Genomic DNA, 24527 nt, shown 5'->3' with positions numbered 1-24527 from the left:
GGCAACCAGACTCGAAATTCGCTCCGGTGTGGTGGCGGTCCCGCCACCACACCGGAGCGTTCGAGTCCGATGCCCACAGAACCCGGACATGCACACATCGCCGTCCACGTCGGCGAGTCCCCAGCACCCCAGACGATACGAGGGGCGTCCGACGCACTAGCATTGCCGCGGTCCGCAGCGGCTGAAACGAGGCGAGATGCGTTGGCTCCGGCAGTTGCTGGGTAGCAGGCGAGTCCAGCTCGATCCAGAGCGGCAGCAGGCACTGCTGCGGGACGTGCGGCACCGGTACGGCGCGGGATCACAGGCCCGGTTCCCGGAACAGGTCGAAGCGATCACCCGGATGCTGAATGACGACGACGGCCTGGTGGTGGCGGCCCGAATCGTCAGCGAGGCCGCCGACGAGGCCCACACGCACCTGCAGGCCCAGGCCCACGACGTGTACCGACGGACGGGCCGACGGCTCCTGGTGCACCGCCGCAACTACCGGCCGCTGTGGAAGGAGGCCGGACCGGCACTGCGGTGGCCCCTCGTCGGGCTGCCGTGCGGCCTCCACCCGTACGCGCAGGTGACCGCCGCCGTCGCGGTGGTCGGCAGTAACGCATCCCGGCTCGACAAGGTGACCGACCCGAACCCGCTCCTCACCCGCGTGTTCGAGGTGCTCGACCTCACCACCGTCGGCATGGAGCACGGCCAGGTACGGGTGGACACCGATGCCGCAGCGCTGGCCGATCGACTGATCTCGACCGCCGGGCAGGTCCTCGCGGCCATGGACGACCCGCCCCGGCTGCCGCCCTCGGTCCGCGAGGTGATGCGCCGCAACAACACGCTCGATGTCCACGATCCGTCCGGTCCCCGAGTAGTCGGCGGGATCAACCTGGGCGCGCGGATGCGGGAGAGCCTGCTGGTCTGACCACTGCGACGGAATCAGGGTTTCGATCGCCTGACCTCGTCGCGTACCGCACTCCTTTGTCCTTGGTGACGGGCGAGCCGATGTGGGGTGCCCCTGGCAGGGCCAGGGTGCCCGGTTGCGGCATGTCGAGGTGGTCAGAGTGGAGGGAGGACCTGGGCCACCCGGGTCGCCATCGCCTGGTATCCCGGGGCGTTGGGTGGAACGAGTCGCTCTGCGGCGAGGTGAGGCCGTTGATTCTCGCGTGAAGGCGGCGCACTCGGCCGTCCCGGGTCTACTTCTAGCGCTGGCGCATCGCCGACCGGACTACACGCTGGTCAGTCGGGGCGCTGCTCGCCGCCCACGTCGTTCAGGCCGTCGACGAGCATCTCTGCCTCGTCTGCCGAGATGGCCATTGTGCTGCTGAGCAGCTCGATCGCCTGCTCGCGCTGCCCGGCTTCCACGAGTGCCGCGATCCGGAGCCAGGTGAACGCGTCGGCCATCGCGTCGCTGTTCCCGGCGGGTGCCGACGGCCACCCGGGCGGTGGAGCAGTGGTGTCCGGGGCCGACCGGTTCACCGCCGTGGCGTCCGGAAAACCCGCTCCGGGTGCGGCGTCTGACGCCACATCCGCAGCAGGCGTGTCAGAGGTCAGCGCGCCAGAAGGGGCGCGGGAGGCGGCGTCGTGAATGCGGGCCTCGGCGATCTCGGTGGCCGCGTCCCGCAGGCGGGTGTCCGCATTCGGGGAGGCAGCGGCGGCGGCCCGCGCCTGCATCTCGCGTACCTGGGTGCCCAGCAGGTCCTGGCGGCCACTGCGGCGACGCAGGATCGTCGTGATCACCGCGATGACCGAGACCGCGACGAGGAAGCCCACCACCAGCTCCAGCAGGCTCGCATCGGTGCCACCGGGGCTCATGAGGTCAGCCGGCCTCGACCGAGGCGGGGCGGCCCGGCCGGGACGAGGTCACGATCCGCAGGTCGGGCAGGTTCGGATCGACGATGTCGACGTACAACGCCACCGCCGCGATCACTCCGGTCTCCCTCCGCATGCCGGGCATCGTAGTGCGGCAACGTGCCGGAGATGCATCTACCTGCCCGTGGTTCGGCCCACTCCTCGTCCAGGACCCGCCCTCCGGTGGCCTCGACGGCGATCGCGTACACCGGGGTCCACTGGCCAACCGCTGAGGGCTCGCCTCGGCAGCGTTGCATTCTGGGCCATCAGCCGATCGGATGGCCGAAGGCGATGATCGGCCATTTCGATGGGCGACGGACACCCCCCGACGCCTAGGAAGGAGGCATGACCAACGAACGGACCGTTCCCCTGCTGCCGTGCGCATCCATTGACGACATCGAAGCGTTCTACGGAGTTCTCGGCTTCCGCACCACGTACAAGCAGCGCAAGCCCAACCCGTGCGTGGGGGTGCAGCGGGAGGACCTGCATCTACAGTTCTTCGAGATCGCCGGATTCGACCCGGAGCAGTCCTATGGCTCCTGCCTCGTACTCACCGCGGACATCGAGGGACTACACCGGGCATTCGCCGCCGGCATGCGCGCCGCCTACGGCAAGGTCCTGGTGTCCGGAACACCACGGATGACCCGGCCCAGGGCGCGGAAGAACGCCGACGGGGTCGGCGGATTCAGCGTCATCGACCCGGGCGGCAACTGGATCCGCGTCTTCCGGGACGCCGCCGCCCTCATGCCGGCCACCACGCCTACCGGGCGGCTCGCCAAGGCCCTGGCCAATGCTGTCGTGCAGGCTGATTCCCGGGGAAGCGTCGGACAGGCCGTTCGGATCCTCGACAGCGCGTTGGCCCGCCCGCAGGCCGACGACGACCCGGTCGAGCAGGTGGAGGTCCTGGTCTACCGCGCCGAACTCGCGATGGTGCTGCACGATCCGAAGACCGCGACCGAGATGCTGGCCCGCGCCCAGTCCGTCACGCTCACGAAAGACGAGTCCGAAAGGGCCGCACCCGCGTTCGACAACGCCGCCGACCTCGCAGCAGCACTACGGTGACTCACCAACGAAACGCCCCCTCATCTCGGCCACGTCCGGACGTAGGTTGGCTCGAGAGCAGTCACCGTCCGTGGCACGCGGACAACGGCATGTCCGCGCCTCGGATCAACGTCCCGCCGGCTCACTCGCTCGCCAACCTCAAGGTCGTGCTCGATCCGGGATCGAGTGGTTACGGAAGCGCTGGGATGCCACTCGATCCCGGATCGAGCGTGACCTTGGCCCGGAGAGCATCACCGACCGCACGACGTACGCTTATCGGCAGATCCGGATGCCCCCAGGGCTCGACGAGATCGTCGTCATTGGTGGCGGCCCCCAGGCCCACCACCTCGCACCACAAGGCAAAGCGCACCGGTCCAACTCGACGGCAAGATGCGGAACCACGCCCCTCACCCCACCTCTCCCTCCACGCATTCGATCAATCTTCGTGGATTAATTGAGGCAGGGCGGGAGTTCGGAATCGTCAAGCTCGCATGGACCCGACCGGACGCCCCCGGACAGACCGACACGCAGGGGATGCTCGTCGCACGAGCAGCCACCGAGCAGCCAACCGTCCCTCATGGACAGAAACAGACAAGGCCCCGACCGCCGTTACAGCAGGTCAGAGCCTTGTCGATCTTGTGCGCCCGAAGGGACTCGAACCCCTAACCTTCTGATCCGTAGTCAGATGCTCTATCCGTTGAGCTACGGGCGCTGGTGCTCAGCCAGTCTACACACCCGGCTTTCGCGCGGAGACTCCGGGATTCGAACCCGGGAGGGGCTTTAAGACCCCAACCGCATTAGCAGTGCGGCGCCATAGACCAGACTAGGCGAAGTCTCCCTGGTGGCCTGCAGACCACCGCGCCCGAGGATACAGGCCCCGCCCGTCCGGGGGCAAAGCGACTACCGGATCCCGCCGACCCGCAGACCGGCGAGGGGATTCTTGCGCTGTGCGGCGCCGTGATCGCGACTACGCTCCATCGACATGCAGGAGGAGTCGCCACGCGATCATGACCGTCCGGAACCTGCTCGGGATGCGCGTCGCCGCTCCCCGAAGGCGACGTTCACACCCCCTCCGGCGCCCGTGCCTCCGCGCGAGGCTGAGCCGCAGGAGGACGAGGGCGGGCGTCGACCTCCTCGGACGAAGGCCGCGCCGGGTGTGATCTTCCAGCCGCCCCCCGTCCCGGAGCAGCCGGTGCCGCGCCAGACTCGTCCCGCTTCGTCGAGGACGCCGTTCACCCCCACGCCACCGTCTGCGACTGCACCCCCACCCGAGGCCGGACCGGCATCGGATACGGAAGGCCGGCCGGGCCGAAGCGGGAGCCCCGGAGCAGACGGGGCAGCTCCTGACACCCCTGCGCCCACGCGCCGCAGGGCCGCCGCGAAGAAGGCGCCTCGATCGAACCCCGAGCCGACCCGGCCGGAACCGGTCGCCACCGGCCCCGCCGACAACCGCAGGACGTCGGCGGCAGCCCTCACGACGCCGCCGAGCACCGAGCAGCACGATGCGACCGAGGCACCCTCGCCGAGCGACGGGCAGCCGAACGCGACCGAGGCACCGTCGGCTGGCGACGGGCGGAACGATGCGACTGCGGCGGCGCAGGCGGGTTCGGCCCGGAAGGTGGCCAGAAGGGCCGCGCCGAGGAAGGCAGCGACGGCTGAGACTCCCTCCTCCGGGTCAGCCCCGGTGAAGAGGACGGCGAGGAAGGCAGCCGTGAAGGCCGCACCGGCACGGAAGACTGCGACGAAGGCGACCGGGGTCGCGGCAGCCGGAGCCGGGCCGGACAGTGCGACGCCGCAGACGAAGCCGGTCGCGTCGGACCGGACCGACGACGCCCTCCACGCGGAGCAGGCCGTCGAACCGATCTCGGCCGAGCCGACCACGACGCTGACCGCCGCAGCGCAGACCGACGCCGACCTTGGCGATCCGACCGAGTCGGATCCAACGCGACCGAAATCCGCTGAGACGACCCGACCTGAGCCGGCTCCAGGCAAGCCGACCCCGACCTCACCCACACCGGCCGAGGCAACCTCGCGCCCACCTGCACTGGCCGAGCCGACGCCGCTGACCGGCGCCACCTCGGCCGACGGGAGCGAGGCGGGGCTCGCTGGGCGTACGCCTGATCTGCGGATGCTCGTGGTGCGGGTGCTGGACCACCCGGGCTATGCCCCGGAGCTGCTCGCCCTGACGGCGGTCGAGGCGCTCGGGCCGGGGGCGGCGGCGTGGGCGCGGCGGCTGCGGCAGCGGTACCCGGAGGCGGACGGCGACGGGCTGGCCCGGCTCGCCGGCCAGCGGTTCGTCCGGCAGGCGGGGGTCGGCGGGGCGACTGCATCGTTGGCGGGTGCGTTCGCGCCGGTGGTGGAGTTGGCGGCGGTGCTCTGGACGCAGGCGAACCTGGTGCTGCACCTGGCGGCGGCGTACGGCCGCGATCCGGCGGATCCGGAGCGGGCGGTGGAGTTGCTGGTGTTGGCGCAGGTGCATCCGGACGAGGCGAGTGCGCGGTCGGCGCTGGCGGCGGCTCGGGCGGCGGACGGGCCGGGCGAGCAGCCGGGGCCGAGGGCTGCCGAGGCGGCCTGGCGGCTGGCGGCGCCGTTGGCCGCGCAGGCGGGCGGCTGGCTGGCGTTGCGGTGGGCGTCCCGGGTGCTGCCGGGTGCGGCGCTGGTGACGGCGGCGGTCGGTGACTCGGCGGCGGCGCAGCGGCTGGCCTCCCGCGCGGTCGCCGCCTACCGCCCGCCCCGACGTCGCTGACCACGGCCCCCCGGACCCCACGGCACCCCGCGCCCCCGACGGAGGCCAGCCCGACCATCCGGGAGCGCGACCGCCACCGGACGAGGGACCTGCGCGGTCAGAGCCAGTCGAACCATTCTCGGGGCAGCAGGCTGTAGCCGACGAAGGCGAAGATGTCGAGCAGGGCGTGCGCCACGATCAACGGCATCACCCGGCGGGTACGCAGATAGAAGAGGCTAAACACGATGCCCATGATCGCGTTGCCGATGAATGCGCCGAAGCCCTGGTAAAGGTGGTAGGAGGCGCGGAGCAGGGCGCTGGTGGCGATGATCGCGCCGACTCGCCACTGGAGCTGCCGTAGCCGGGTCATCAGGTAGCCGACCACGATCACCTCCTCCAGGATCGAGTTCTGGAAGGCGGCGAGGATCAGCACCGGCACGGTCCACCACAGGTCGGGCAGCGCGGCCGGCACCACGGTGGCGTTGATGCCGAGTTGGGCCGCCGCCCAGAACAGCACCAGGCCGGGGAGTCCGATCAGGGCCGCCAGCCCGGCTCCCTGGGCGAGGTCGGCCCAGGGCCGTCGGGCGTCCAGGCCGAGGGTGCGTACCGGGTCGCCGGGGTCACGGGTGAGCAGGTGTACGGCGAGCAGCACCGGCAGCAGCGCGAAGACGATGCCGAGCAGCTGGTACGTGAGGTCGAGATACGGCCGGGCCGACGCGGAGGTGTTCAGCGCGGCGGTCTGCCGGGAGAGTCCGCCCTCGGCGGTCAGTTTCGCGATGATCGAAACGGTGGCGTAGACGGCCGACTGGCCGAGCGAGAGGCCGAGCACGAGCATCGTCTCGGTGCCGAGTGTCCGACGGGACGTCGGGCGGGTGAGCTCTGCGGTCACCGCACCACTGTGCCCGACCGTCTGCGCTGGTGGCATCCGGGTGCCACTGAGCGCGCCTCACGTCGGATCGCACATTCTGTGCGACCTTCATGCACGCTCCGTGGACATTCTATCGGTGTTCCCGATCCCGCCGGCAGAAGAAGGAGCGCTCCCAGGTGGACAACTTCGCGCGGCTGCTGAAGGAGAGCTGGGCCCTGGTCGAGGAGGATCGGGCCCGGTTGACCGACCACTTCTACGCGCGGGTCTTCCTCCTCGACCCGGAGCTGCGCAAGTTGTTCCCGGTGCAGATGTCCGGGCAGGGCGACCGGCTCCTCGAAGCGATCATCACGGCGATCCACACCGTCGACGACCCGGAGGGGTTCGACGAGTTCCTGCGGGCGCTGGGCCGGGACCACCGCAAGTACCACGTCGACACGGCGCATTACGACACGATGGGTGTCGCGTTGTTGGACGCGTTGCGCAGCACCGCCGGGGACGGTTGGAACCTGGAGTACGACCAGGCGTGGCGGGACGCGTACGCGGCGATCGCCGAGAAGATGCTGGCCGGGGCGGCGGCGGACGACAACCCACCGTTCTGGCACGCGGAGGTGTTGACCCACCGGCGGTACGGCTCGGACACCGCCGTCTTCACCTGCCGGGCGCTGCAACATCCGCTGTCCTGGAAGGCCGGCCAGTACGTCAGCGTGGAGGCGCCCCGGCACCATCCCCGGGTGTGGCGGACGTACTCGGTGGCGAACGCCCCGAACGACGAGAACGTGCTGGAGTTCCACGTGCGTACGCCGTCGGAGGCCGCCGGCTGGGTCTCGGGTGCCCTGGTCCGCCGGATCAAGCCGGGTGACCTGCTGCGGGTGGCCGCGCCGATGGGTTCGATGACGCTGGACCGCGCGTCGGAGCGGGACATCCTCTGTGTCGCCGGTGGGGTCGGGCTGGCACCGATCAAAGCGCTGGTGGAGGAGTTGGCCGGCTTCAACCGGGCGCGTTGGGTGCACGTCTTCTACGGTGCCCGTACCGAGGCGGACCTGTACGGTCTCGACCGGTTGCGGGAACTGGTGGCTGACCATCCGTGGCTGTCGGTCACCCCGGCGTGCAGCGACGACCCGGACTTCGACGGCGAGCAGGGTGACATCTCCGACGTGGTGGCCCGGTACGGGCCGTGGACCGCGCACGACTGTTACGTCTCCGGGTCCGCCTCGATGGTCCGGTCGACGTTGCGGGTGCTCGCCGCCGACGACGTCCCGCCGCAACAGACCCGGTACGACACCTTCGGCAACCTGTAGAGCTTTTCTCCCCCCGAGCCGGGGCGCGTGCCCCTGCCCCCTGGGGCACGCGCCCCGGTCCCCCCTGATCGGGCGGACCGGCACCGCCCACGCCACCCGCGCCCGTCCGGCCGTCGTTCCCACCCGGGCGGGCGCGGTGGCACCACCCGTGAGGGCGCGCTCCGGAGCGGACACGGTGGCGGCACGGGGTCAGTAGCGCCAGGGGTTCCCGGACTCGCGGTACTCCTCGACCGGCACCAGCGGCACTCCGGGCGCCATCCGGTCCACGTACAGCCGACCCTCCAGGTGGTCGATCTCGTGCGCCACCAGGCGGGCCATGCCGAACTCGAATGAGGTGATCACCCGGCCGCCGTCGAACTGCGCGTGCTCCACGTCGATGCGCAGCGCCCGGGGCACCAGCCCACGGTGGTCGAAGAAGGAGAGGCAGCCCTCGTACTGCTCGTCGGTGTCCGGTGCGGCCTCGACCACCCGGGGGTTGAGCAGCACGACGGGCTCGGCCGTGCGGTCGGGCGGGCGGACCACGGCCACCGCCCGGCCGATGTCGAGCTGCGGTGCGGCGACGCCCACGCCCTTGGTGAACGGGTGGATCTCGTCCAGTCGGGCCACCGCGGTGACCAGCCGGTCGACGATCTCGCGGGCGGACTGTTCCTCGCGGGGCAGGTCGAACGGTCGGGCCGGCTGCCGCAGCAGGTCGACGCCGCGCTGCACGATGCCGAGTCCGCGCATCCGGTCGGACGGCCGGACCCGGCCGCCCTCCGGCTCGGTCTCCGGCTCGGCGCGGAAGCGCCACTGCATCCGGTAGCGGGCGTTCAGCGGCGGCTCGTCGGTCGCCCAGTCGAAGATCGCCCGGTCGCCCTCGTCCCGCCGGGTCACCGCCGTGCGCAGCGGCCCCTCCTCCGCCGAGAGCGAGGTCTCCGCGCCCCAGACCTGCGGGTCCAGCGCCACCGGCAGATCCAGGCGTACGGCGAGGTGCCGGGTCGGTACGCGGACCGCCCGCTGGAACCAGGGGCCCCACTTGTCCCGCCCGACGGTGTACGCGTACTCGATGGTGGCGCGACGACCCGGGTAGAGCGGGAAGCGGCGGTCGGCGTTCTCGAAGAGCAGCCAGATCTCCTTGAAGGCGTCCCGGTCGTGCTTGGCCCGCCAGTGCATGGCCTCTCGCTCGCCGGACTCCTCGCGGAATGCGCTCAGTTGCAGCTCGGCGAAGGTGAGCGGGTGTTCCCGGTGGTGCCGGTTGGAGCGGCCCGGGTCGTTCGGGTAGCGGTCGACGGCGATCCGGACGAGGTAGCGGGTGACCGGTTCGGTGCCGGCGTTGTACAGCTCCCGACGGATGACGCAGTGGTAGGAGTCGTCGGTGTGCGTGAGGATGGCCGTCTCGCGTTCGACGATGAGTCCGGTGCCCGGCGGCATCCACTGGCCGGGGAGGACGGGTTCCCGGTGGTGCCGCTCGGCGCGGGCGTGACGCAGGTCGTCGTACTCCCGGAACCGCTGCCAGATCGCGCCGCTGGCCTCCAGGACGGCCTCGGCGCGCCGGGCGAAGTCCTCGGTGGGTCGGTGCCGCCGCCCTTCCACGTGGCTGACGTAGGACGGGTCGAAGCCCATCAGGGTGGCGAGTTGTTTCTTGGACAGCCCCCGCTCCGTCCGGTGCCGTGCGAGTTCGGCGGCGAACGAGTCGGCAGCCCGATCGAGCGGTGAGGTCGTCATCAGCTTCCTCGTGGCCGGGTGCATCAAGTTTCACGTTGCGTCGCCGATCACGCACACAACTGGCACCTTCTCGACAGGACCCTTGACCCGTGAGCGTTTTCTACCGATACTGCCCCGAGTCTCCGGTACGACACTCAGCGTGACCGCCGACCACCGAGTGATCCGAGCCTCTCGCTTTCCCCCTCTTTCCGGGTTCCCCGCGCAGCCGAAGTGTGGTTAGGCTAGCCTTAGTTTGGCCATCGGGGTCTCGGACGGGGGGTGGAACAGGTGACAGCCGTGCTGCCCGTCCACGCCGCCTCGGCCGCGCCGCTGGCCCCGGTCACCGCGACCCTGCGGGCCATGTTCGGCACCGACGCGCTGCCCGGCCTGGCCGCCGGGCTGGTCGTGCCGGACGAGGCGGGTTGGGCCCCGGCGACGACGCTGACCAGCGGCGCCCAGGTGCCGGAGCTGCTCGACTCGGCCGTCCGCCTCTGGGGCGGCACGCCGCACGCCTCCGCCGCGGTCGCCTGGAAGGCGTACAGCTACTGGGCGGCGCTGCCGGTGGTGCTCGGCTGGGCCGTCGCCCGACGGGTGCCGCTGCTCGACGCCGACGCCGCCCTCGTGCACTTCGCCGACCCGCGCACTCTGATCACGCTGGGTCTGCGCCGGTCCACCCCGATCGCGGTCCTGCCCAACGACCCGCTGGCCCTGTCCGGGCCGCCCCAGGTCCGGGTGCTCGCCGACGAGCAGGCCCTGCTGACCGCACTGCGCGGCACGCTGCTGGACGCGCACCTGTCGCCGGTGATCGCCGCCATCCAGGGCGAGGTCCGGATCGGCACGCGTACGCTGCTCGGCTCGGTGGCCTCCGGCATCGCACACGGGGTGCTGCGGGCCGCCGACAGCCTGCCCGGCTCGGCGGTCGAGGCGGTGGACACCCTGCTCGGCGCGCTCGACCTGGCCGACCTGGTGGAGCTGGTGCCGGGCCGCAACGGCGAGCCGACCGTGCAGCGCCGCACCTGCTGCCTGGCCTTCACCCTGCCGTCGCCGAAGGTCTGCCAGGGCTGCTGCATCCGCAGCTCCTGAGCGTCACTCCCCGACCAGCGGCCGGACGTCCCAGAGCCACACCCCGCCGGTGTACGTGGGCTCCACGCCGGTCAGTGCGGTCATCCCGGTACGCAGCGCCTCGGCCTGCTCGTGCGGGCCGAGGACCACCGCGCCGGCCCGCCAGTACCGCAGGTCCTCGACCGCCTCCTGCCGGTCCCGTGCGGTGATCTGCGGCACCTCACCCGTCCGCCGGATCGCACCGAAGAAGGTGCTGGTGGGGCGCGGCGGCGCGGTGAACAGCGCGACCCGGTCCCGGCCGGGTCGGGTGTCGGGGCCGAGGAAGTAGCCACGGGCGATCGGCATCTGCAACCGGGTCTGCGCCGACCAGCGCAGCGGCTCGGCGTACTCGGTGTCGGGCAGCGGCAGGGTCACCAGGCTGCGCCCGCCGGCCAGATAGGGACGCCAGGCTCCGGAGGTGACGAACTCCGGGGTCGGTTCGAGTCGCTTGGTCGGCAGCGGGGTGGGCAACACCGGCACCAGGGCCATCGCCAGCACGGTCGCCGTGCCGAACCGGATCTGGGTACGCCGGTCCGGGTGCCGGGCGGCGACCTGCCGGACCCGTTCGGCACCGTAGGCGAGCAACAGCCCGACGATCGGCGTGATCGCCAGCGACCAGCGGGTCGGCACCACCGAGTGCAGCACCGGCAGGTCCTCAAGTGCGGCCCAGGGGCCGGGTATCCCGGTGCCCCGGCCGTCGAAGCGGATCTCCCGCCCGAGCGAGAGCACCGCGAAGATCAGTCCCAGCCCGGCCAGCGCGATCACCACCGGATTGCGGCGCAGCCACCACACCACGGCCGCCACCAGGATCACCAGCGGCCAACCGAAGAAGGCGTTCTCCTCGGTGGGGTTCTTGACCAGCCGGGCCGCGCTGAGCGCCTCTCCACCCACCGACTCCCGGGCGTAGGTGAAGAACGAGGCCAGGTCGGTGGAGTAGCCCCGGATCAGCCAGGACAGGCCGTTGTACGCGCCGGGCCCGAAGAACTGGACGTAGAGCGGGTACGCCAACAGCGCGAGCGCGATCGCGGCGGCGACGCCGAGTCCGGCGAGGAAGGGGCGGGCCCGTCGACGCAGGTCGGGCCGCGCGACGGCCAGCACCACGACGACCACGCCGAGACCGATCGCGGTCATCAGCAGGATCTCCAGGTTCAGGAACGCCTGCCAGACGATCACCAGGGCGAGCAGGACGCCGTTGCGCAGCCAACGGCCGGGCTCGGCGAGCCGCACGGTACGCCAGACGATCAGCGGCACCACGAACTGGGACACGATGTTCGGGTGCGCGTTGGCGTGCGAGACCATCGCCGGGGCGTACGCGCAGAAGGCAGCGCCCAGCCAGGCGGGGCCGCGCGAGCCGACCAGGACCCGGGAGAGTACGAAGTACCAGGCGGTGGCCGTGGCGATCATCCCGAGCGTGAGGAAGAGCAGGAACGACGCACGGGTGCCGAACAGCAGTGTCACCGGTGTCATCGGCAATGAAACGGATAAGACCGAGGTATTTGCCATCAAATTGACGGATTCCGGCACGTTCATCCGATCCGAGGAGAACGGGAACGCGAATTCCGTCACCACCCGAGCACCGTGGGCCATCATCCACTGAAATTGGGCCATATCGGTCTGATTGTCGCGAATCCCGTCGGCCGGGTTGAGCCACATCCGGGCAGTGACCCAGAAACCGAGCGCCGTGAAGCTCATCACGGCGACGACGTCCATCCACCGCCCTGAGCTGGGCCGATGACCATCGTCCGGTGGCCCGTCCGGCACCCCTGGCGCCTCGGACTCGTCGGCGGAGCGGCCCGATTCAGGAGTAGTCATGGTAATTCGGAGCGTAGTCGGCGTATCGGGCCATCGTGCGGCCTTCAGGCCACTGGCGTAACATCTTCCGAGTTCGCTGACCACCACCGATCGTGCAGCTACCCGACCGTAATTCGGCCACCGCGGGCCCCGATATTCCCGCCCTCCAGGCGGATGGTTCACTCAGTCGGTCCTGGCGCGGGGTCGAGTCATATCGTGAGGAATCGACGCATGGCAGAAATCACTGGGGATCAGCGCGTGCAGTCCGAGGTTCTGGAGGGCCTCGCCACCGCGGTCAACCACCGACGCTGGTTCGTCGAGCTGGCCGTGCCATACCTCGGCGACAACCCGATCGAGATCGGCAGCGGGCTCGGCGACTACGCGCTGGAGTGGGCGGAGCACTTCCCGCGCTTCACCGCCACCGAGGCCGACCCGGACCGGCTGGTCGCACTCAAGGAGCGCCTGGCCGACCAGCCGTCCATCGAGGTACGCCAGATGCTGCTGCCCAACACGGAGCGGGGTGACTACAGCGCGGCGGTGTCGTACAACGTGCTGGAGCACATCGAGGACCACGTCGAGGCGCTGCGCACCATGGGCCAGTTGGTCCGCCCGGGCGGGGCGGTGGTCATCATCGTCCCGGCGTTCCAGTTCGCGATGAGCCCGGCCGACATCGCCACCGGCCACGTACGCCGCTACACCAAGAAGACGCTCTCCGCCGCGATGACCGATGCCGGCCTGCGGGTGGAGAAGATCCACTACGCGAACGCGCTCGGCCTGATCGGCTACTTCATGGCGACCAAGGTCTTCCGGCTGATGCCGAAGGAGGGCCCGATGGTGAAGGTCTACGACACCCTCGTCCTCCCCGCCACCAAGGCCGCCGAGCAGGTCGCCCGCCCACCCTTCGGCCAGTCCGTCTTCGCCGTAGCCCGCACCCCCGCCTAACCCTGCCCCCACCCCCTGCGCTTCCCCCCGGCCCTCCCGCCCGGGCGGGTTCACCGCGTTGATCAAGAAGTTTGTGCCACGCCCGGTCGGGATTGGTGGCCAAAACCTCTTGATCAACGCGGCTCACCGGCGGGGTGGGGTCAGGCGGTGATCTGGTAGGTGGGGCGGATGGTGGCCCGGGCGAGGGTGTGGAAGGCTAGGTTGAAGCCGACGTAGGCCGGTGAGGCGTCCGGCGTGAGGTCCAGGCTCTCCACGTCGAGGGCGTGCACCGCGAAGACGTACCGGTGCGGCCGGTCACCGGCCGGCGGCGCCGCACCGCCGAACCCCTGCACGCCGTAGTCGTTCCGGACGCTGAACGCCCCCCGCAGGTCGCCCTCGGCGACGCCACGCGGCAACTCGGTCACATCCGCCGGGAGGTTGACCAGCACCCAGTGCCAGAACCCGCTGCCGGTCGGTGCGTCCGGGTCGAAACAGGTCACCACGAAGCCCTTGGTCTCCGCCGGGAAACCCGACCAGGCCAGGTGCGGCGACACGTTGCCCCCACCGGTGCTGTCATGGGCGTGCGCCGCGTCCATCGGCTCGCCGTTGTGCACGTCGTCGCTGGTCAGCGTGAACGAGGCGACAGTCGGCAGCAACTCGTACGGGTCCGGGGCGATGGGTCGTTCCAGGGTCATCGACACAGGTCCTTCCGGTGGAAGTGGTGTTCTGCGTCCCCCTTCATACCCTGTCGCGCGGTGCCAACCGGGAAAACGCGAGGTGTCCGCCGTAACCGAAGGCCGCTCGCTCGGGTTGTCAGCCTGGCACCCATCGAGCGAGGGAGATCCGTGGCCGGCATCTGGCGCGACTTCGTCACCGCAGCCGTCGACTCCGTACGGGAGCGCGACGATCAGCCCCGACCCGACGAACGCCGCCGGGCCCTGGACCGACTCGCCACCGAGAAGATCCGCGAGAACCAGCAGGTACGCCCACCGAAGCGCTGAGGCACCCACAGGTCACGACGCTCGCGCCGCCTCGCCCCCACCGCCGCCCCCACCCGCTCCCACACCCCCACCCCACCCCGCCCCGCCGCCTACCCCGCCCCACGCCCCGCCCGCCCCACCCGCCCCGCCGATCATGGACTTGTGGCAGGGAAAAATCAGGGCATTCAGGCGCTTCTCGCGTGCCACATGTCCATGATCGCGGCGGGCATGCCCGTGACGCGGCAGGTGGTGGGGCGCGTGTGCGGGTCCGGGTGCGTGGACGGGTGCTGGTCCGGGTGCGTGGACGGGTGGAGGGTGAGCGGAGGGTGTGGGATTCGAACCCGATTCAGGTCCCAGGCCAGCGGCTCAGGAAGTGCGTTTACCTGCTGGAAGGTCAGTGAAGGTCAGTCGGGTCCGGTCGTCCTCAGTCCCCAGACCCCCCAAATTCCCCCCATCGGGGGGTGCGGGAAGCATGCCGACCACCGTGGCCATCACACCCTCGTCAACCTCGGCGAGCAGGTGCCCGTACACGTCCGAGGTGACCGCGATCGAGGCGTGACCCATCCGCCGCGAGATCGCCGTCAACGGCACCCCCGCCGAGATCAGGTGCGCCACATGCGTGTGGCGTAGGTCGTGCAGCCGCACCTTCCCCAGCCCCGCGTCCGCCAGGATGCGGGGCCAGACGCGCTGACGGAAGTTGCGGGTGACCGCCCGCTTACCGTCGAGGTCGCGGAACACCAACTCGTCCCGACCCTTGTCGACGAGCAGCGGCGCCAGGGTGTGCCCCACCGTCGCCGGGAAGGTCACCGTGCGGCGCGACCGGTCGCTCTTGGGGTCGGTGAAGATAGGCACTCCCCCGATCCCATCGTGCAACGTCTCCAGCACCTCCAGGCGGCCAGCCAGGATGTCCACCCTCCCGACCCGCAGCCCGACAGCTTCCCCGTACCGCAGGCCCGTAGCGACGAGCAGCGTCACCAGCGGCACCCAGTGCTCCGGCGTGGCCGCCAGGAGCCGGCCGATCTCCGGAGTGGTGAGGAAGCGCATCTCCTGACGGCGCACACGGGGCAGGCCCGTCGACCCGGCCGGGTTGACCCGCAGGTACCGCTGCGCCACCGCGGCGTCGAGCACCTTGTGCAGGATCGCGTGCGTGTTGCGGATCGTCTTCGGGGTCAGCTTGCGTCTGCCCGGCCAGTCACCGGACGCGAGCCGGGACACGAGCTGCTGGATCGCCAGGGCATCCACCTCGTCGAGCGGCAGGTCGCCGAGCATGGGCCGGATGTGGTTACGCACCCGGGAGTCCTCGGTGCGCTGCGTGGTGGGCTTGAGGGTGGCGGCGTACGACGGCCACCAGGCGTCGATCCAGGCGTTCAGGGTGATCCGACCGGCGCGGGGGGCAATGTAGTCCCCGCGCCACCGGTCGGCCTTCATGCGGGTGATGGCGGCCTTGGCGGCGGTTTTGTTCTGGTAACCGGACTCGATGGTCACCTTCTTGTCGCCGACCAGCTCACGGATGCGCCAGCCGGTTCCGTGCCGCTCGACCCACACGGGGATCTAGCCCGCTCGGCGTGTGCGCCCGTCACCGGGTGCGCGCGGGGTGGTCGCCTCGAACCACTCGGTCACGAACTGCACTCGGCCGAGGAGTTCCGACCGGCGATTGGCATCGGCCGTCTGCCACTGCTCGATCAGCAGCTCCAGCTCCGGCGGAAGCTGAGTCGGCACTGACGCCTGGGCGAACCCTTCGGCAACGCCGGCGCGCGCCGCGAGGTCGTGGGCGCTCACGTCGAGGGCGGCGGCCAGCTTGGTGATCGCGGTCAGGCTCGGCTTCTGCTTGCCGCTGCGCCAGTTGCTGACCGCCGAGTGGCTGATCTCGGCAGCTTCGGCGAGGGCTGCGTCGTACCGAAAGCCCCGGGCATCCTTCAGCCGTTCGAGGTGGGCGATGAACGCCTCACGCTCCGGCCAGTCGACTGTGCGCACGCGCACGAGATTAGGGACCACTGCGCGGCCTGTCACGTGCGTGCCCAGACGCACATCCGCGCTGGTCAGGGCATCGCCGCGTCGTTCGGCCGTCATTGTGTTTTCTCCCAGGGCATCCATGGATTTGTGTGCCCGCAGCGTAGCCCGTTCGGATGAGTGCGGGGTGACCTCCTGTCTTACTTGTGCGCGTGCGCACACACAGGCTATGTTCTGTGCGTGCCCACAACTGAGCACAACTGATTCGCACTGAGAGGAGGGGTCCTGTGGATGCGCGCCCGCTGACCATCAAGCAGGCGGCCGAGGTGCTCGGCATGTCGCAGTGGACGCTGCGCGATCGGGTGACCGCTGGCACCGTCCCGCACCGCCGCACCGGCAAGGTGCGCGGCGTCGTCTTCGACCCGGAGCACATCGAGCAGATCAAGAAGGCGGACTCGCGCCCAGCGCTCGGCACCCCGAGCCGCGCCGCCGCCCGCACCCGCCGCGCCGCTCGGACCACGCGTCAGCCGAGCGCCGCGTGATCACCCGGGTCGCCGCCCGGCTGGCCGTCGTCGTCGGGATCGCCCTGATCGCCGCCGGCACCTTGCCGACCGTCCCGCCCGTTCCGGAGCCGACGTACCACCGGCCGGCGACGCCCGCCGAGGACCGGCAGTGGCAGCTCGACCGCCTCGCCGACGCGATCGCCGAGGCCCGCACCCAGTAACGCACGAGGCCCCACCCGCAGCCACGGGCGAGGCCTCACCACCCGGACACCAACCGATCAAGCAAGGAGTCCAGATGTCCGATCAGCCTACCGAGTACACGCCGGAGAGCTACGCCGAGCTCGCTGGCTACCTCATCCAGACCATCACGGGCATCGCCGACGACCACCCGACCGACCCGAATGTGGTCTCGGCGCAGGCCGTCATCGCCCGGTTCCGGTCCGCGCAGGACGCAAAGCTCGCCGAGCGGCTGAGGAAGGCGAACCCGCACCGCGTCTGCCGCGACTGCGGCGCCACCAACGGTCTGGTCATGCGCCCGTACGGCCCGCTGGACCCGGTCGAGTACGAGTGCAACGACCGCGAGGCGTGCCAGGCGCGCGTGATCGTGCTGGCCAAGCTCGACCGCCAGGACGGTGCCCAGTGACCCAGCCGCACCTGCCGCCCAGCCCCTGGCATCCCACCATCACCCCGTCCATCAAGCCGTGCTGCGGGACCGTCCTCGCCGGCGAGTTCTGCGACTGCTCGGACCTGCTGGCCGACTGGGCTGTCGCCCCGGTGGTGGCGTTCGCCCCGCTGCGGGCCGACGGTCCGGTGGCCACCCTGCCGTCGCACGCCCCCGGCCTGGTGGCGGCCGTCGACCCGGCCCTGCGGCAGGTGGCGTGATGCCGAAGCGGATCCAGCGCAAGCGCACCGCCGGATGGCGGATGCCCGAGAACACCGTCTACGTCGGCCGCCCCACCCTGTTCGGCAACCCGTTCCAGTACCGAGGGCAGTGGGGGCTCGTCCACTACGGCCCGCAGCACCACGAACGGTTCGGCCGCGACTGGGACCACGAGGGACGCATCAGTCGCGCCGGCAACCGCCACGACATGTTCCTGCCCAGCGTCGGCTCGCGTGACCTGGACCAGGTCGAGACGTACGTCCGCTGGGGCACGCGGGCGGAACTGGTCGAGCTGTTCCGCCTCACCCTGACCGACCCGACGCTGGGCATGCGGTTGGCGTACCCGAGCGCTGGCGGCCGGTTCTTGAAGGTCACGCCCGACGAGATCCGCACCCACCTGGCCGGCAAGAACCTCGCCTGCTGGTGCCGACTCGATCAGCCGTGCCACGCGGATGTGCTTCTGGAGATCACCAACAGGCAGGTGGCCCGATGACCGCCGTCCTCGCCGCCCTGGTCGCCGCCATCCTCGCCGGGCTCGCCTACTGGGCCGGCTACCACCGGGGCATCACCCGCCTCCACGCCGACGTAACCCGGCTGCGGGCCACCGTCGACGCCCAACACGCCTCGCTGGTCGCCATCCCCGCCGCCGAGGTGGAGCACCGGCAGCGGGTGGCCGCCGACCACCAGCGGCGGGCCGCCGCCACCATCGCCCGCCTCGACGCCTCGGTGCTGAGCCTGCGGACGGTGCGCCATGGCTGACCGCTACCTGGAGTTCCTTCACGCCAAGACCCCGGTCGCCGCCTCCGCAGGCATCGAGGTCGACCCGGCCGAGGTGAACCCGATCCTCAAGCCGCATCAGCGGGACATCGTCACCTGGGCGGTGCGCGGCGGCCGGCGGGCCATCTTCGCCGCGTTCGGGCTCGGCAAGTCGTTCATGCAGTTGGAGGTCCTGCGGCTGGTGCTGGCCCGCACCGGCGGCCGGGCGCTGATCGTGTGCCCGCTCGGCGTGCGGCAGGAGTTCGTGCGGGATGCGGCGAAGCTCGGCATCACCGTCACGTTCACCCGCACCAACGCCGGAGTCGACGGGCCGGGCATCTACCTGACGAACTACGAGTCGGTGCGCGACGGCAAGCTCGACCCGGGCCTGTTCGACGCGGTCAGTCTCGATGAGGCATCGATCCTGCGGTCGTTCGGGTCGAAGACCTACCAGACGTTCCTGCCGCTGTTCGACGCCGTGGCGTACCGGTTCGTGGCCACCGCCACACCGAGCCCCAACCGGTACAAGGAGCTGATCCACTACGCCGGGTTCCTCGGCGTCATGGACACCGGCAACGCCCTCACCAGGTTCTTCCAGCGCGACAGCACGAAGGCCAACAACCTGACCTTGTACCCGCACAAGGAGCGGGAGTTCTGGCTGTGGCTGAACACGTGGGCGGTGTTCCTCCAGAAGCCGTCAGACCTCGGCTACTCCGACGACGGCTACGACCTGCCCGAGCTGGACGTCGTGTTCCACGAGGTCGCCGTCGACCACAGCCAGGCCGGCGCTGACCGTGACGGGCAGGGTCACCTGTTCCGTGGGGGTGCGCTCGGTGTCGCCGACGCGGCCCGCGAGAAGCGGGTCACCCTCGACGCCCGGGTGGGAAAGGCCGCCGAGATCGTCAACGCCGCACCGGGTGAGCACTTCATCCTCTGGCACGACCTCGAAGACGAACGTCGCGCCATCAAGAAGGCCCTACCCGATGCGGTGGAGGTCTACGGCTCCCTCGACCTGGACGTGCGCGAGCAGCGAGTCATCGACTTCGCGGAGGGCCGATCGCGGCTGCTGGCGACCAAGCCGGAGCTGTCCGGGTCGGGTTGCAACTTCCAACGCCACTGCCACCGGGCCGTGTTCGTCGGCGTCGGGTTCTCCTTCAACGACTTCATCCAGGCCATCCACCGCATCCAGCGGTTCCAACAGCCGCACCCGGTGCGCATCGACATCATCCACGCCGAATCGGAGCGCGAGGTCGTGCGGACCCTGCGCACGAAGTGGGCCCAGCACAAGGAGCTGACCGCGAAGATGACCGACGTCATCCGCCAGCACGGCCTCAACAAGGACAGCCTCACCGCCGAGATGGGCCGCTCCATGGGCGTCGACCGGGTGGAGGCGTCCGGCGCGGGCTGGCTGGTCGCCAACAACGACTGCGTGATCGAGACGAAGGCCATGGACACCGACTCGGTGGACCTGATCGTCACGTCGATCCCGTTCGCCAACCACTACGAGTACACCCCGAGCTACAACGACTTCGGCCACACCGACGACAACGGCCACTTCTGGGCCCAGATGGACTACCTGACGCCCGAGCTGCTGCGGGTGCTGACGCCGGGCCGGATCTACGCCTGCCACGTCAAGGACCGCATCCTGTTCGGCAACGTCACCGGCGCCGGGGTACCCACCGTGTCCCCGTTCCACGCTGAGGCGATCTTCCACTCCCGCCGGCACGGCTTTGACTACCTCGGCATGATCACCGTCGTCACCGACGTGGTGCGTGAGAACAACCAGACGTACCGGCTCGGCTGGTCGGAGCAGTGCAAGGACGGCACCAAGATGGGTGTCGGCTCGCCGGAGTACATCCTGCTGTTCCGCAAGCCGCAGACCGACCGGACCCGCTCCTACGCCGACCTGCCTGTGGTCAAGGACAAGGCAGACTACACCCGGGCCCGCTGGCAGGTCGACGCCCACGCCTTCTGGCGCTCGTCCGGCGACCGGCACCTCACCCCCGAGGAACTGGCGGCCCTGCCCCCGGACCAACTGTCGCGGCTGTTCACCGAACAGACCTTGCGCCAGGTGTACGACTACGACCGGCACGTCCAGGTCGGCGAAGCCCTCGACACGTCCGGGTCGCTGCCGGCCACGTTCATGAGCCTCGCCCCCGGATCGCACCACCCCGACGTGTGGCACGACGTGAACCGCATGCTGACCCTCAACACCGAGCAGTCCCGCCGGGCCCAGCAGATGCACGTCTGCCCGCTCCAGTTCGACATCGTCGACCGGCTCATCAACCGCTACAGCAACCCCGGCGAGCTGGTGTACGACCCGTTCGGCGGGCTGTTCACCGTGCCGGTACGCGCCCTGCGCGCCGGCCGCCGCGGTCGGGCCGTCGAACTGAACCCTGGCTACTTCGCCGACGGGGTTCGCTACCTGCGGGCCGAAGAGGCGCGAGTCGGCATGCCGGCCCTGTTCGACCTCGAGGGCCTGACGACCACCCAGGTCGGTGCCGCATGAGCCGCCTGTCCCGGCTGCGCATGGCCGTCGACGCCGCCCGCGCCCTGGCCGCCGCACTCCTGACCACGCCCGCCCGCCGCCGTGCCGCCGCCGCCCGCGACGTGGAGCGCCACGCCGACCTGCGCATCGCCCAGGCCAACCACGCCCGGAAGGACAAGCCGTGACCGACCCGTCGATCCGAGACCGCATCATCGACACCCTCTCCCCGCACGCCACCAACTGCCAGGACCTCGGCTGCGAGTGGTGCGACGACGCCGCACAGCGCGCCGACCTGGTCCTCGCCGAGGTCGCCGACTGGATGACCGACGGCAGCCACGCCTTCCGGCTCGCACTCGCCCTGGACGCCGCCGCCCCCGGCGCATTCGAGTACGGCGTCCACGGCGACGCCGGGCTCAGCGACGCCGCGATGGCCGTCGTCTCCACGCTGGCCCAGAGCATCCGGCCGGCGGAGACCGTTGAGCTGCCGGAGATGGCGAAGTGACCGCCGAGACCATCGCCCGGCCCACCACCGGCCAGCACCGCTGGGACAAGGGCGGACCCGTCGATCACACCGGCCGGCGCACCGTCACCAACCCCGTCGACCCCGACCACCGGCTCACCCCCGCCGCCTACCAGACGCACACCCGCACCCACGAACAGGTGCCCGCCACCGTCGACCAGCCCACCGGCCTCCTGTTCCCCCGCGACGTCACCTCCACCAACCAGTGGACCGTCACCGCCGGGCAGGGCAGCGAGCAGGACGGGGACGACCAGTGAACGCCCCCCGGCTGGCCGCCGCCGATCTGCTCGGCACCGCCCCCGAATGGCAGGAGCGGGCCCTGTGCTCGCAGACCGACCCCGACGCGTACTTCCCCGACAAGGGCGGATCCCCCGCCCAGGCCAAGCGGGTGTGCGCGCGGTGCGAGGTCAAGCAGAACTGCCTCGACTGCGCCCTCGACCGTGACGAGCGGTTCGGGGTGTGGGGCGGACTCACCGAGCGGGAACGCCGGCAGCTCAAAAGGAAGGCGGTGGCATGACCCCCGTGGACCTCGCCGTCATCACCGAGCCGGGCGTCTACGCCGGCATCCCGGACACCGTCTACCACGGCGACCCCGTGCCGCAGGGTTCACTGTCCAGCTCCGGCGCTCGGAAGCTTCTCCCGCCGTCCTGCCCGGCGCTGTACAAGCACAACCGAGACAGCGGACAGGCACCGAAACGCGAGTTCGACCTTGGCCACGCCGCCCACACCCTCGTGCTGGGCGCCGGCCCGGAGATCGTCGAGGTGGAGCACGACAACTGGCGCACCAACGCCGCGAAGGACGCCGCCGCCGCCGCCCGCAAGGCGGACAAGGTGCCGTTGCTGTCGAAGGACTACACCGTCGTCCAGGAAATGGCTGCCGCCCTGCGCGCACACCCCACGGCTGCGGCGCTGCTGCGCCCCGAAGGTGGGCGGCCCGAACTGTCGATGTTCTGGGTGGATCCGGAGACCCGCATCTGGTGTCGGGCACGCACCGACTGGCTGGACGTGTCTCGGCCGGGCCGGCTCATCGTTCCCGACTACAAGACCTGCGTCTCCGCAGCCCCCGATGACCTGCAACGGGCCATCTGGGACCACGGCTACCACCAGCAGGCCGACTGGTACCTGAGCGGCCTGCGCGCACTCGGGCTGGCGTCCGCGGACTCACAGTTCGTCTTCATCTTCCAGGAGAAGCGCGCCCCCTACCTGGTGACGGTGGCGCAGCCGGATCCGACGGCCCTGAGCATCGGCGCGCACCTCAACCGCGAGGCCCGACACCTGTACCGCGAGTGCGTCCAGTCCGGCCGGTGGCCGGGCTACACGGACGACGTCGCCCTCATCTCGCTGCCCGGATGGGTCGAGAACCGATACGCCAAGGAGCTGATGTGAGCAGCAACAACCGCGCCCCGGAGCGCATCGCCGGCCCGTCCGTCCCCGTTCCCACGCACCTCGGGCAGGGCACCGCCATCGAGCAGTCCCGCGCGGTCGCCGAGGTCCAGGCCGCCGTGGTGGTCGCCCAGCAGTGCCCGCGCAGCATCACCGCCGCGCAGGCCATGATGCGCGAGTCCTGCGGGCAGGCCGGCCTCGCCGAGCGGGCCTTCTACCGGTTTCCGCGGGCCGGCGGCACCGTTACCGGCCCGTCCGTGCACCTGGCCCGTGAGCTGGCCCGCTGCTGGGGCAACGTGCAGTACGGCATCGGTGAGCTACGGCGCGACGACGCGGGCGGCTACTCGGAGATGCAGGCGTGGGCGTGGGACGTGCAGACCAACACCCGGTCCGCGTCGATCTTCGTGGTCCCACACAAGCGGGACACCCGCGATGGGGTGAAGGACCTCGTCGACATGCGGGACATCTACGAGAACAACGCCAACAACGGGGCCCGCCGGCTGCGTGAGGCCATCTTCTCGATCCTGCCGCCGTGGTTCGTGGAGGACGCGAAGGACCGCTGCTCCAAGACGCTGCGCGACGGGGGCGGGAAGCCGCTGGCGCAGCGGGTCGCGGGGGCGATCGAGTTGTACGCCAGCCGGTACGGGGTGACGCAGGACCAGTTGGAGCAGAAGCTCGGCCGCAAGTCGGACCGGTGGACGGAACACGACGTCGCGCAGTTGACGGTGACGTACCGGTCGCTGGAGCGGGGCGAGGTCACGAAGGACGACGAGTTTCCGCCGCAGCGAGTCACGGCTGCGGAGATCGCCGCTCAGGCCGAGTCGCCGGCCGCGTCGGTCAGCCCGGACAGTGTTGCCGGGATCGGTGAGGACGCGTGGCCGGAGACGGCACAGCCGGGCGGTGACCGGTGAGACGCGACCCGTTCGCCGAGGCGATGACCGAGGCCGAGCTGATGGCCAACATCCGCGAACTCGCCAACCGCATCGGCCTGCTCACCTACCACACCCACGACAGCCGCCGCTCCGAACCCGGATGGCCCGACCTGGCCATCGTCGGCAGCCGCCTCCTGCTCCGCGAACTCAAGTCCGAGACGGGTCGGGTCCGGCCCGAACAGCAGCGGTGGATCGACGAACTCGGGAAGGCCGGCGCCGACGTGGACGTGTGGCGGCCGTCGGATTGGCGGTCCGGGCGGATCGCCGCCGAGCTGACCGAGGTGGCCCGGTGAGCCCGCACCCGTACATGCCGGACCCGGACCTGCCCGGCGACCCGCTCACCACCGGCGCTGAGCCGCCCTGCCGGTGCGGGCGCCCGCAGACCAACCAGGCACACGACACCGCCGAGGTCGACGCCGCCCAGGCCGAACACCTCCGCCGCATCGGAGAGGAGTCGGGACAGTGAACCGTCCGCTGTGCATCGGCCGCCCGCCGGAGTGGTGGGACACCGGCGACCCCGGCAGCCGGCTCGCCCTGGCCCTGTGCCGGGTCTGCCCGGTCCGCACCGGCACCACCTGCCAGGCGGGGGAGCCCGACCCGCGTCCGGCCGGGGTGATCCGCGCAGGGGTGGCCTACACCGAACGCCGCACCACCTGCCCGATCTGCGACCGATGCGGCTACCCGGTCGACGACCGGCCCGACTCGCGCCGCCAGCGGGAGGGATGCCGGAACTGCCGTGCGCCGCAGCCCCGGAACTGGGACCGCACCTTCAACGGCCGGCGGCAGTACCAGGCCGCCCGCTACCTCCGCCGCAAGGCGACCGACCGGAATCCGATCCCCGCCTGACACCGGTGGGCCGGGTCAACCAGGC

General features: G+C 70.8%; 31 protein-coding genes and 2 tRNA genes. 23 read left to right on the top strand and 10 right to left on the bottom strand.

Going from position 1 to position 24527, the window contains the following annotated elements; genetic code table 11:
- Positions 1 to 196: 196 nt before the first annotated feature.
- Positions 197 to 910 (top strand): hypothetical protein, encoded by a 714-nt coding sequence (locus ACZ31C_RS05385; RefSeq protein ID WP_465794280.1) that lies wholly within the window; start codon positions 197 to 199, stop codon positions 908 to 910.
- A 314-nt stretch (positions 911 to 1224) separates the two neighbouring features.
- Here ACZ31C_RS05385 and ACZ31C_RS05380 read toward each other — a convergent pair whose 3' ends face one another.
- On the bottom strand, positions 1225 to 1800 hold the full coding sequence (locus ACZ31C_RS05380) for a hypothetical protein (protein WP_465794279.1): 576 nt from the start codon (positions 1798 to 1800) through the stop codon (positions 1225 to 1227).
- A gap of 4 nt (positions 1801 to 1804) precedes the next feature.
- Complete coding sequence (locus ACZ31C_RS05375) at positions 1805 to 1933, bottom strand: hypothetical protein (RefSeq protein WP_465794278.1); 129 nt, start codon at positions 1931 to 1933, stop codon at positions 1805 to 1807.
- 248 nt (positions 1934 to 2181) lie between these two features.
- Here ACZ31C_RS05375 and ACZ31C_RS05370 point away from each other — a divergent pair, with 248 nt between their 5' ends.
- Positions 2182 to 2898, top strand: coding sequence for a VOC family protein (locus ACZ31C_RS05370; RefSeq protein WP_465794277.1), 717 nt, complete (start codon positions 2182 to 2184; stop codon positions 2896 to 2898).
- 618 nt (positions 2899 to 3516) lie between these two features.
- On the opposite strand, the gene ACZ31C_RS05365 is transcribed toward ACZ31C_RS05370, so the two are convergent.
- A tRNA-Arg gene (locus tag ACZ31C_RS05365) sits at positions 3517 to 3589 on the bottom strand.
- A 35-nt stretch (positions 3590 to 3624) separates the two neighbouring features.
- Positions 3625 to 3715, bottom strand: a tRNA-Ser gene (locus tag ACZ31C_RS05360).
- Positions 3716 to 4588: 873 nt separating this feature from the next.
- Between ACZ31C_RS05360 and ACZ31C_RS05355 the strand changes: the two genes are divergently transcribed.
- Entirely contained in the window at positions 4589 to 5623 is a 1035-nt protein-coding gene (locus ACZ31C_RS05355) for a hypothetical protein (protein ID WP_465794276.1), read from the top strand.
- A 97-nt stretch (positions 5624 to 5720) separates the two neighbouring features.
- On the opposite strand, the gene ACZ31C_RS05350 is transcribed toward ACZ31C_RS05355, so the two are convergent.
- Positions 5721 to 6491, bottom strand: a complete 771-nt coding sequence (locus tag ACZ31C_RS05350; RefSeq protein WP_465794275.1) for a CPBP family intramembrane glutamic endopeptidase — start codon at positions 6489 to 6491, stop codon at positions 5721 to 5723.
- Between the two features lie 155 nt (positions 6492 to 6646).
- Between ACZ31C_RS05350 and ACZ31C_RS05345 the strand changes: the two genes are divergently transcribed.
- Positions 6647 to 7768: a globin domain-containing protein gene (locus ACZ31C_RS05345; protein WP_396743458.1), complete on the top strand. Its 1122-nt coding sequence runs from the start codon at positions 6647 to 6649 to the stop codon at positions 7766 to 7768.
- A 189-nt stretch (positions 7769 to 7957) separates the two neighbouring features.
- Here the strand turns inward: ACZ31C_RS05345 and ACZ31C_RS05340 are convergent, their stop codons facing one another.
- Entirely contained in the window at positions 7958 to 9472 is a 1515-nt protein-coding gene (locus tag ACZ31C_RS05340; RefSeq protein WP_350698085.1) for a peptide deformylase, read from the bottom strand.
- Between the two features lie 279 nt (positions 9473 to 9751).
- On the opposite strand from ACZ31C_RS05340, the gene ACZ31C_RS05335 reads away from it, so the two are divergent.
- Positions 9752 to 10534, top strand: coding sequence for a hypothetical protein (locus ACZ31C_RS05335; protein ID WP_465794371.1), 783 nt, complete (start codon positions 9752 to 9754; stop codon positions 10532 to 10534).
- A gap of 3 nt (positions 10535 to 10537) precedes the next feature.
- Here the strand turns inward: ACZ31C_RS05335 and ACZ31C_RS05330 are convergent, their stop codons facing one another.
- Positions 10538 to 12364: a DUF6311 domain-containing protein gene (locus tag ACZ31C_RS05330; RefSeq protein WP_465794274.1), complete on the bottom strand. Its 1827-nt coding sequence runs from the start codon at positions 12362 to 12364 to the stop codon at positions 10538 to 10540.
- A gap of 210 nt (positions 12365 to 12574) precedes the next feature.
- Here ACZ31C_RS05330 and ACZ31C_RS05325 point away from each other — a divergent pair, with 210 nt between their 5' ends.
- Positions 12575 to 13285 (top strand): class I SAM-dependent methyltransferase, encoded by a 711-nt coding sequence (locus ACZ31C_RS05325; RefSeq protein WP_465794273.1) that lies wholly within the window; start codon positions 12575 to 12577, stop codon positions 13283 to 13285.
- 140 nt (positions 13286 to 13425) lie between these two features.
- Here ACZ31C_RS05325 and ACZ31C_RS05320 read toward each other — a convergent pair whose 3' ends face one another.
- Positions 13426 to 13959: a YbhB/YbcL family Raf kinase inhibitor-like protein gene (locus ACZ31C_RS05320; protein WP_396743470.1), complete on the bottom strand. Its 534-nt coding sequence runs from the start codon at positions 13957 to 13959 to the stop codon at positions 13426 to 13428.
- 150 nt (positions 13960 to 14109) lie between these two features.
- On the opposite strand from ACZ31C_RS05320, the gene ACZ31C_RS05315 reads away from it, so the two are divergent.
- Positions 14110 to 14265, top strand: coding sequence for a hypothetical protein (locus ACZ31C_RS05315; protein WP_350698081.1), 156 nt, complete (start codon positions 14110 to 14112; stop codon positions 14263 to 14265).
- A 345-nt stretch (positions 14266 to 14610) separates the two neighbouring features.
- Here ACZ31C_RS05315 and ACZ31C_RS05310 read toward each other — a convergent pair whose 3' ends face one another.
- Together ACZ31C_RS05310 and ACZ31C_RS05305 are read right to left on the bottom strand one after the other, a co-directional pair.
- Complete coding sequence (locus tag ACZ31C_RS05310) at positions 14611 to 15789, bottom strand: tyrosine-type recombinase/integrase (RefSeq protein WP_465794272.1); 1179 nt, start codon at positions 15787 to 15789, stop codon at positions 14611 to 14613.
- A 6-nt stretch (positions 15790 to 15795) separates the two neighbouring features.
- Positions 15796 to 16314 carry a helix-turn-helix transcriptional regulator gene (locus ACZ31C_RS05305; protein WP_465794271.1) on the bottom strand — a complete coding sequence of 173 codons (519 nt, stop codon included), beginning with the start codon at positions 16312 to 16314 and terminating at the stop codon, positions 15796 to 15798.
- A 167-nt stretch (positions 16315 to 16481) separates the two neighbouring features.
- Between ACZ31C_RS05305 and ACZ31C_RS05300 the strand changes: the two genes are divergently transcribed.
- The 16 genes from ACZ31C_RS05300 (at position 16482) to ACZ31C_RS05225 (ending at position 24502) form a co-directional block, all read left to right on the top strand.
- On the top strand, positions 16482 to 16736 hold the full coding sequence (locus tag ACZ31C_RS05300) for a MerR family transcriptional regulator (RefSeq protein WP_465794270.1): 255 nt from the start codon (positions 16482 to 16484) through the stop codon (positions 16734 to 16736).
- A complete protein-coding gene (locus ACZ31C_RS05295) occupies positions 16733 to 16918 on the top strand; it encodes a hypothetical protein (RefSeq protein ID WP_465794269.1) in 186 nt (61 codons plus the stop codon). Before ACZ31C_RS05300 ends, ACZ31C_RS05295 begins: the two co-directional genes overlap by 4 nt.
- A 74-nt stretch (positions 16919 to 16992) precedes the next feature.
- Positions 16993 to 17340, top strand: a complete 348-nt coding sequence (locus tag ACZ31C_RS05290; protein ID WP_465794268.1) for a hypothetical protein — start codon at positions 16993 to 16995, stop codon at positions 17338 to 17340.
- Complete coding sequence (locus ACZ31C_RS05285) at positions 17337 to 17579, top strand: hypothetical protein (RefSeq protein WP_465794267.1); 243 nt, start codon at positions 17337 to 17339, stop codon at positions 17577 to 17579. Before ACZ31C_RS05290 ends, ACZ31C_RS05285 begins: the two co-directional genes overlap by 4 nt.
- Complete coding sequence (locus ACZ31C_RS05280) at positions 17579 to 18070, top strand: DUF4326 domain-containing protein (protein ID WP_465794266.1); 492 nt, start codon at positions 17579 to 17581, stop codon at positions 18068 to 18070. The genes ACZ31C_RS05285 and ACZ31C_RS05280 overlap by 1 nt, the downstream gene beginning before the upstream one ends.
- Positions 18067 to 18336, top strand: coding sequence for a hypothetical protein (locus ACZ31C_RS05275; protein WP_465794265.1), 270 nt, complete (start codon positions 18067 to 18069; stop codon positions 18334 to 18336). Before ACZ31C_RS05280 ends, ACZ31C_RS05275 begins: the two co-directional genes overlap by 4 nt.
- Entirely contained in the window at positions 18329 to 20842 is a 2514-nt protein-coding gene (locus ACZ31C_RS05270) for a DNA methyltransferase (protein WP_465794264.1), read from the top strand. The genes ACZ31C_RS05275 and ACZ31C_RS05270 overlap by 8 nt, the downstream gene beginning before the upstream one ends.
- Positions 20839 to 21006, top strand: coding sequence for a hypothetical protein (locus ACZ31C_RS05265; RefSeq protein WP_465794263.1), 168 nt, complete (start codon positions 20839 to 20841; stop codon positions 21004 to 21006). The genes ACZ31C_RS05270 and ACZ31C_RS05265 overlap by 4 nt, the downstream gene beginning before the upstream one ends.
- Positions 21003 to 21323 carry a hypothetical protein gene (locus tag ACZ31C_RS05260; RefSeq protein ID WP_465794262.1) on the top strand — a complete coding sequence of 107 codons (321 nt, stop codon included), beginning with the start codon at positions 21003 to 21005 and terminating at the stop codon, positions 21321 to 21323. The genes ACZ31C_RS05265 and ACZ31C_RS05260 overlap by 4 nt, the downstream gene beginning before the upstream one ends.
- Positions 21320 to 21598 carry a hypothetical protein gene (locus tag ACZ31C_RS05255; RefSeq protein ID WP_465794261.1) on the top strand — a complete coding sequence of 93 codons (279 nt, stop codon included), beginning with the start codon at positions 21320 to 21322 and terminating at the stop codon, positions 21596 to 21598. The genes ACZ31C_RS05260 and ACZ31C_RS05255 overlap by 4 nt, the downstream gene beginning before the upstream one ends.
- Positions 21595 to 21858, top strand: coding sequence for a WhiB family transcriptional regulator (locus tag ACZ31C_RS05250; protein ID WP_465794260.1), 264 nt, complete (start codon positions 21595 to 21597; stop codon positions 21856 to 21858). The genes ACZ31C_RS05255 and ACZ31C_RS05250 overlap by 4 nt, the downstream gene beginning before the upstream one ends.
- Positions 21855 to 22727 (top strand): PD-(D/E)XK nuclease-like domain-containing protein, encoded by an 873-nt coding sequence (locus ACZ31C_RS05245; RefSeq protein ID WP_465794259.1) that lies wholly within the window; start codon positions 21855 to 21857, stop codon positions 22725 to 22727. Before ACZ31C_RS05250 ends, ACZ31C_RS05245 begins: the two co-directional genes overlap by 4 nt.
- The gene (locus ACZ31C_RS05240) at positions 22724 to 23635 is read left to right on the top strand and encodes a hypothetical protein (RefSeq protein ID WP_465794258.1); all 912 of its coding nucleotides are present in this window, start codon (positions 22724 to 22726) and stop codon (positions 23633 to 23635) included. Before ACZ31C_RS05245 ends, ACZ31C_RS05240 begins: the two co-directional genes overlap by 4 nt.
- The gene (locus tag ACZ31C_RS05235) at positions 23632 to 23949 is read left to right on the top strand and encodes a VRR-NUC domain-containing protein (RefSeq protein WP_465794257.1); all 318 of its coding nucleotides are present in this window, start codon (positions 23632 to 23634) and stop codon (positions 23947 to 23949) included. The genes ACZ31C_RS05240 and ACZ31C_RS05235 overlap by 4 nt, the downstream gene beginning before the upstream one ends.
- Positions 23946 to 24122, top strand: a complete 177-nt coding sequence (locus tag ACZ31C_RS05230; RefSeq protein WP_465794256.1) for a hypothetical protein — start codon at positions 23946 to 23948, stop codon at positions 24120 to 24122. Before ACZ31C_RS05235 ends, ACZ31C_RS05230 begins: the two co-directional genes overlap by 4 nt.
- Complete coding sequence (locus ACZ31C_RS05225; RefSeq protein WP_465794255.1) at positions 24119 to 24502, top strand: hypothetical protein; 384 nt, start codon at positions 24119 to 24121, stop codon at positions 24500 to 24502. The genes ACZ31C_RS05230 and ACZ31C_RS05225 overlap by 4 nt, the downstream gene beginning before the upstream one ends.
- The last annotated feature ends 25 nt before the right edge of the window (positions 24503 to 24527 follow it).

Source organism: Micromonospora sp. NPDC023869, from assembly GCF_055559695.1.
Note: the sequence above shows the minus strand (reverse complement) of the source record. Positions and strands in the feature narration are given on the sequence as shown.

What these genes read in the sequence shown, in the direction of transcription:
- ACZ31C_RS05280 (WP_465794266.1), top strand. Translation starts at nt 17,579, where the DNA reads ATGCCGAAGCGGATCCAGCGCAAGCGCACCGCCGGATGGCGGATGCCC.
- ACZ31C_RS05380 (WP_465794279.1), bottom strand. Translation starts at nt 1,800, where the DNA reads ATGAGCCCCGGTGGCACCGATGCGAGCCTGCTGGAGCTGGTGGTGGGC.
- ACZ31C_RS05370 (WP_465794277.1), top strand. Translation starts at nt 2,182, where the DNA reads ATGACCAACGAACGGACCGTTCCCCTGCTGCCGTGCGCATCCATTGAC.
- ACZ31C_RS05245 (WP_465794259.1), top strand. Translation starts at nt 21,855, where the DNA reads ATGACCCCCGTGGACCTCGCCGTCATCACCGAGCCGGGCGTCTACGCC.
- ACZ31C_RS05290 (WP_465794268.1), top strand. Translation starts at nt 16,993, where the DNA reads ATGTCCGATCAGCCTACCGAGTACACGCCGGAGAGCTACGCCGAGCTC.
- ACZ31C_RS05270 (WP_465794264.1), top strand. Translation starts at nt 18,329, where the DNA reads ATGGCTGACCGCTACCTGGAGTTCCTTCACGCCAAGACCCCGGTCGCC.
- ACZ31C_RS05305 (WP_465794271.1), bottom strand. Translation starts at nt 16,314, where the DNA reads ATGACGGCCGAACGACGCGGCGATGCCCTGACCAGCGCGGATGTGCGT.
- ACZ31C_RS05340 (WP_350698085.1), bottom strand. Translation starts at nt 9,472, where the DNA reads ATGACGACCTCACCGCTCGATCGGGCTGCCGACTCGTTCGCCGCCGAA.
- ACZ31C_RS05265 (WP_465794263.1), top strand. Translation starts at nt 20,839, where the DNA reads ATGAGCCGCCTGTCCCGGCTGCGCATGGCCGTCGACGCCGCCCGCGCC.
- ACZ31C_RS05325 (WP_465794273.1), top strand. Translation starts at nt 12,575, where the DNA reads ATGGCAGAAATCACTGGGGATCAGCGCGTGCAGTCCGAGGTTCTGGAG.
- ACZ31C_RS05275 (WP_465794265.1), top strand. Translation starts at nt 18,067, where the DNA reads ATGACCGCCGTCCTCGCCGCCCTGGTCGCCGCCATCCTCGCCGGGCTC.
- ACZ31C_RS05330 (WP_465794274.1), bottom strand. Translation starts at nt 12,364, where the DNA reads ATGACTACTCCTGAATCGGGCCGCTCCGCCGACGAGTCCGAGGCGCCA.
- ACZ31C_RS05320 (WP_396743470.1), bottom strand. Translation starts at nt 13,959, where the DNA reads ATGACCCTGGAACGACCCATCGCCCCGGACCCGTACGAGTTGCTGCCG.
- ACZ31C_RS05385 (WP_465794280.1), top strand. Translation starts at nt 197, where the DNA reads ATGCGTTGGCTCCGGCAGTTGCTGGGTAGCAGGCGAGTCCAGCTCGAT.
- ACZ31C_RS05375 (WP_465794278.1), bottom strand. Translation starts at nt 1,933, where the DNA reads ATGCGGAGGGAGACCGGAGTGATCGCGGCGGTGGCGTTGTACGTCGAC.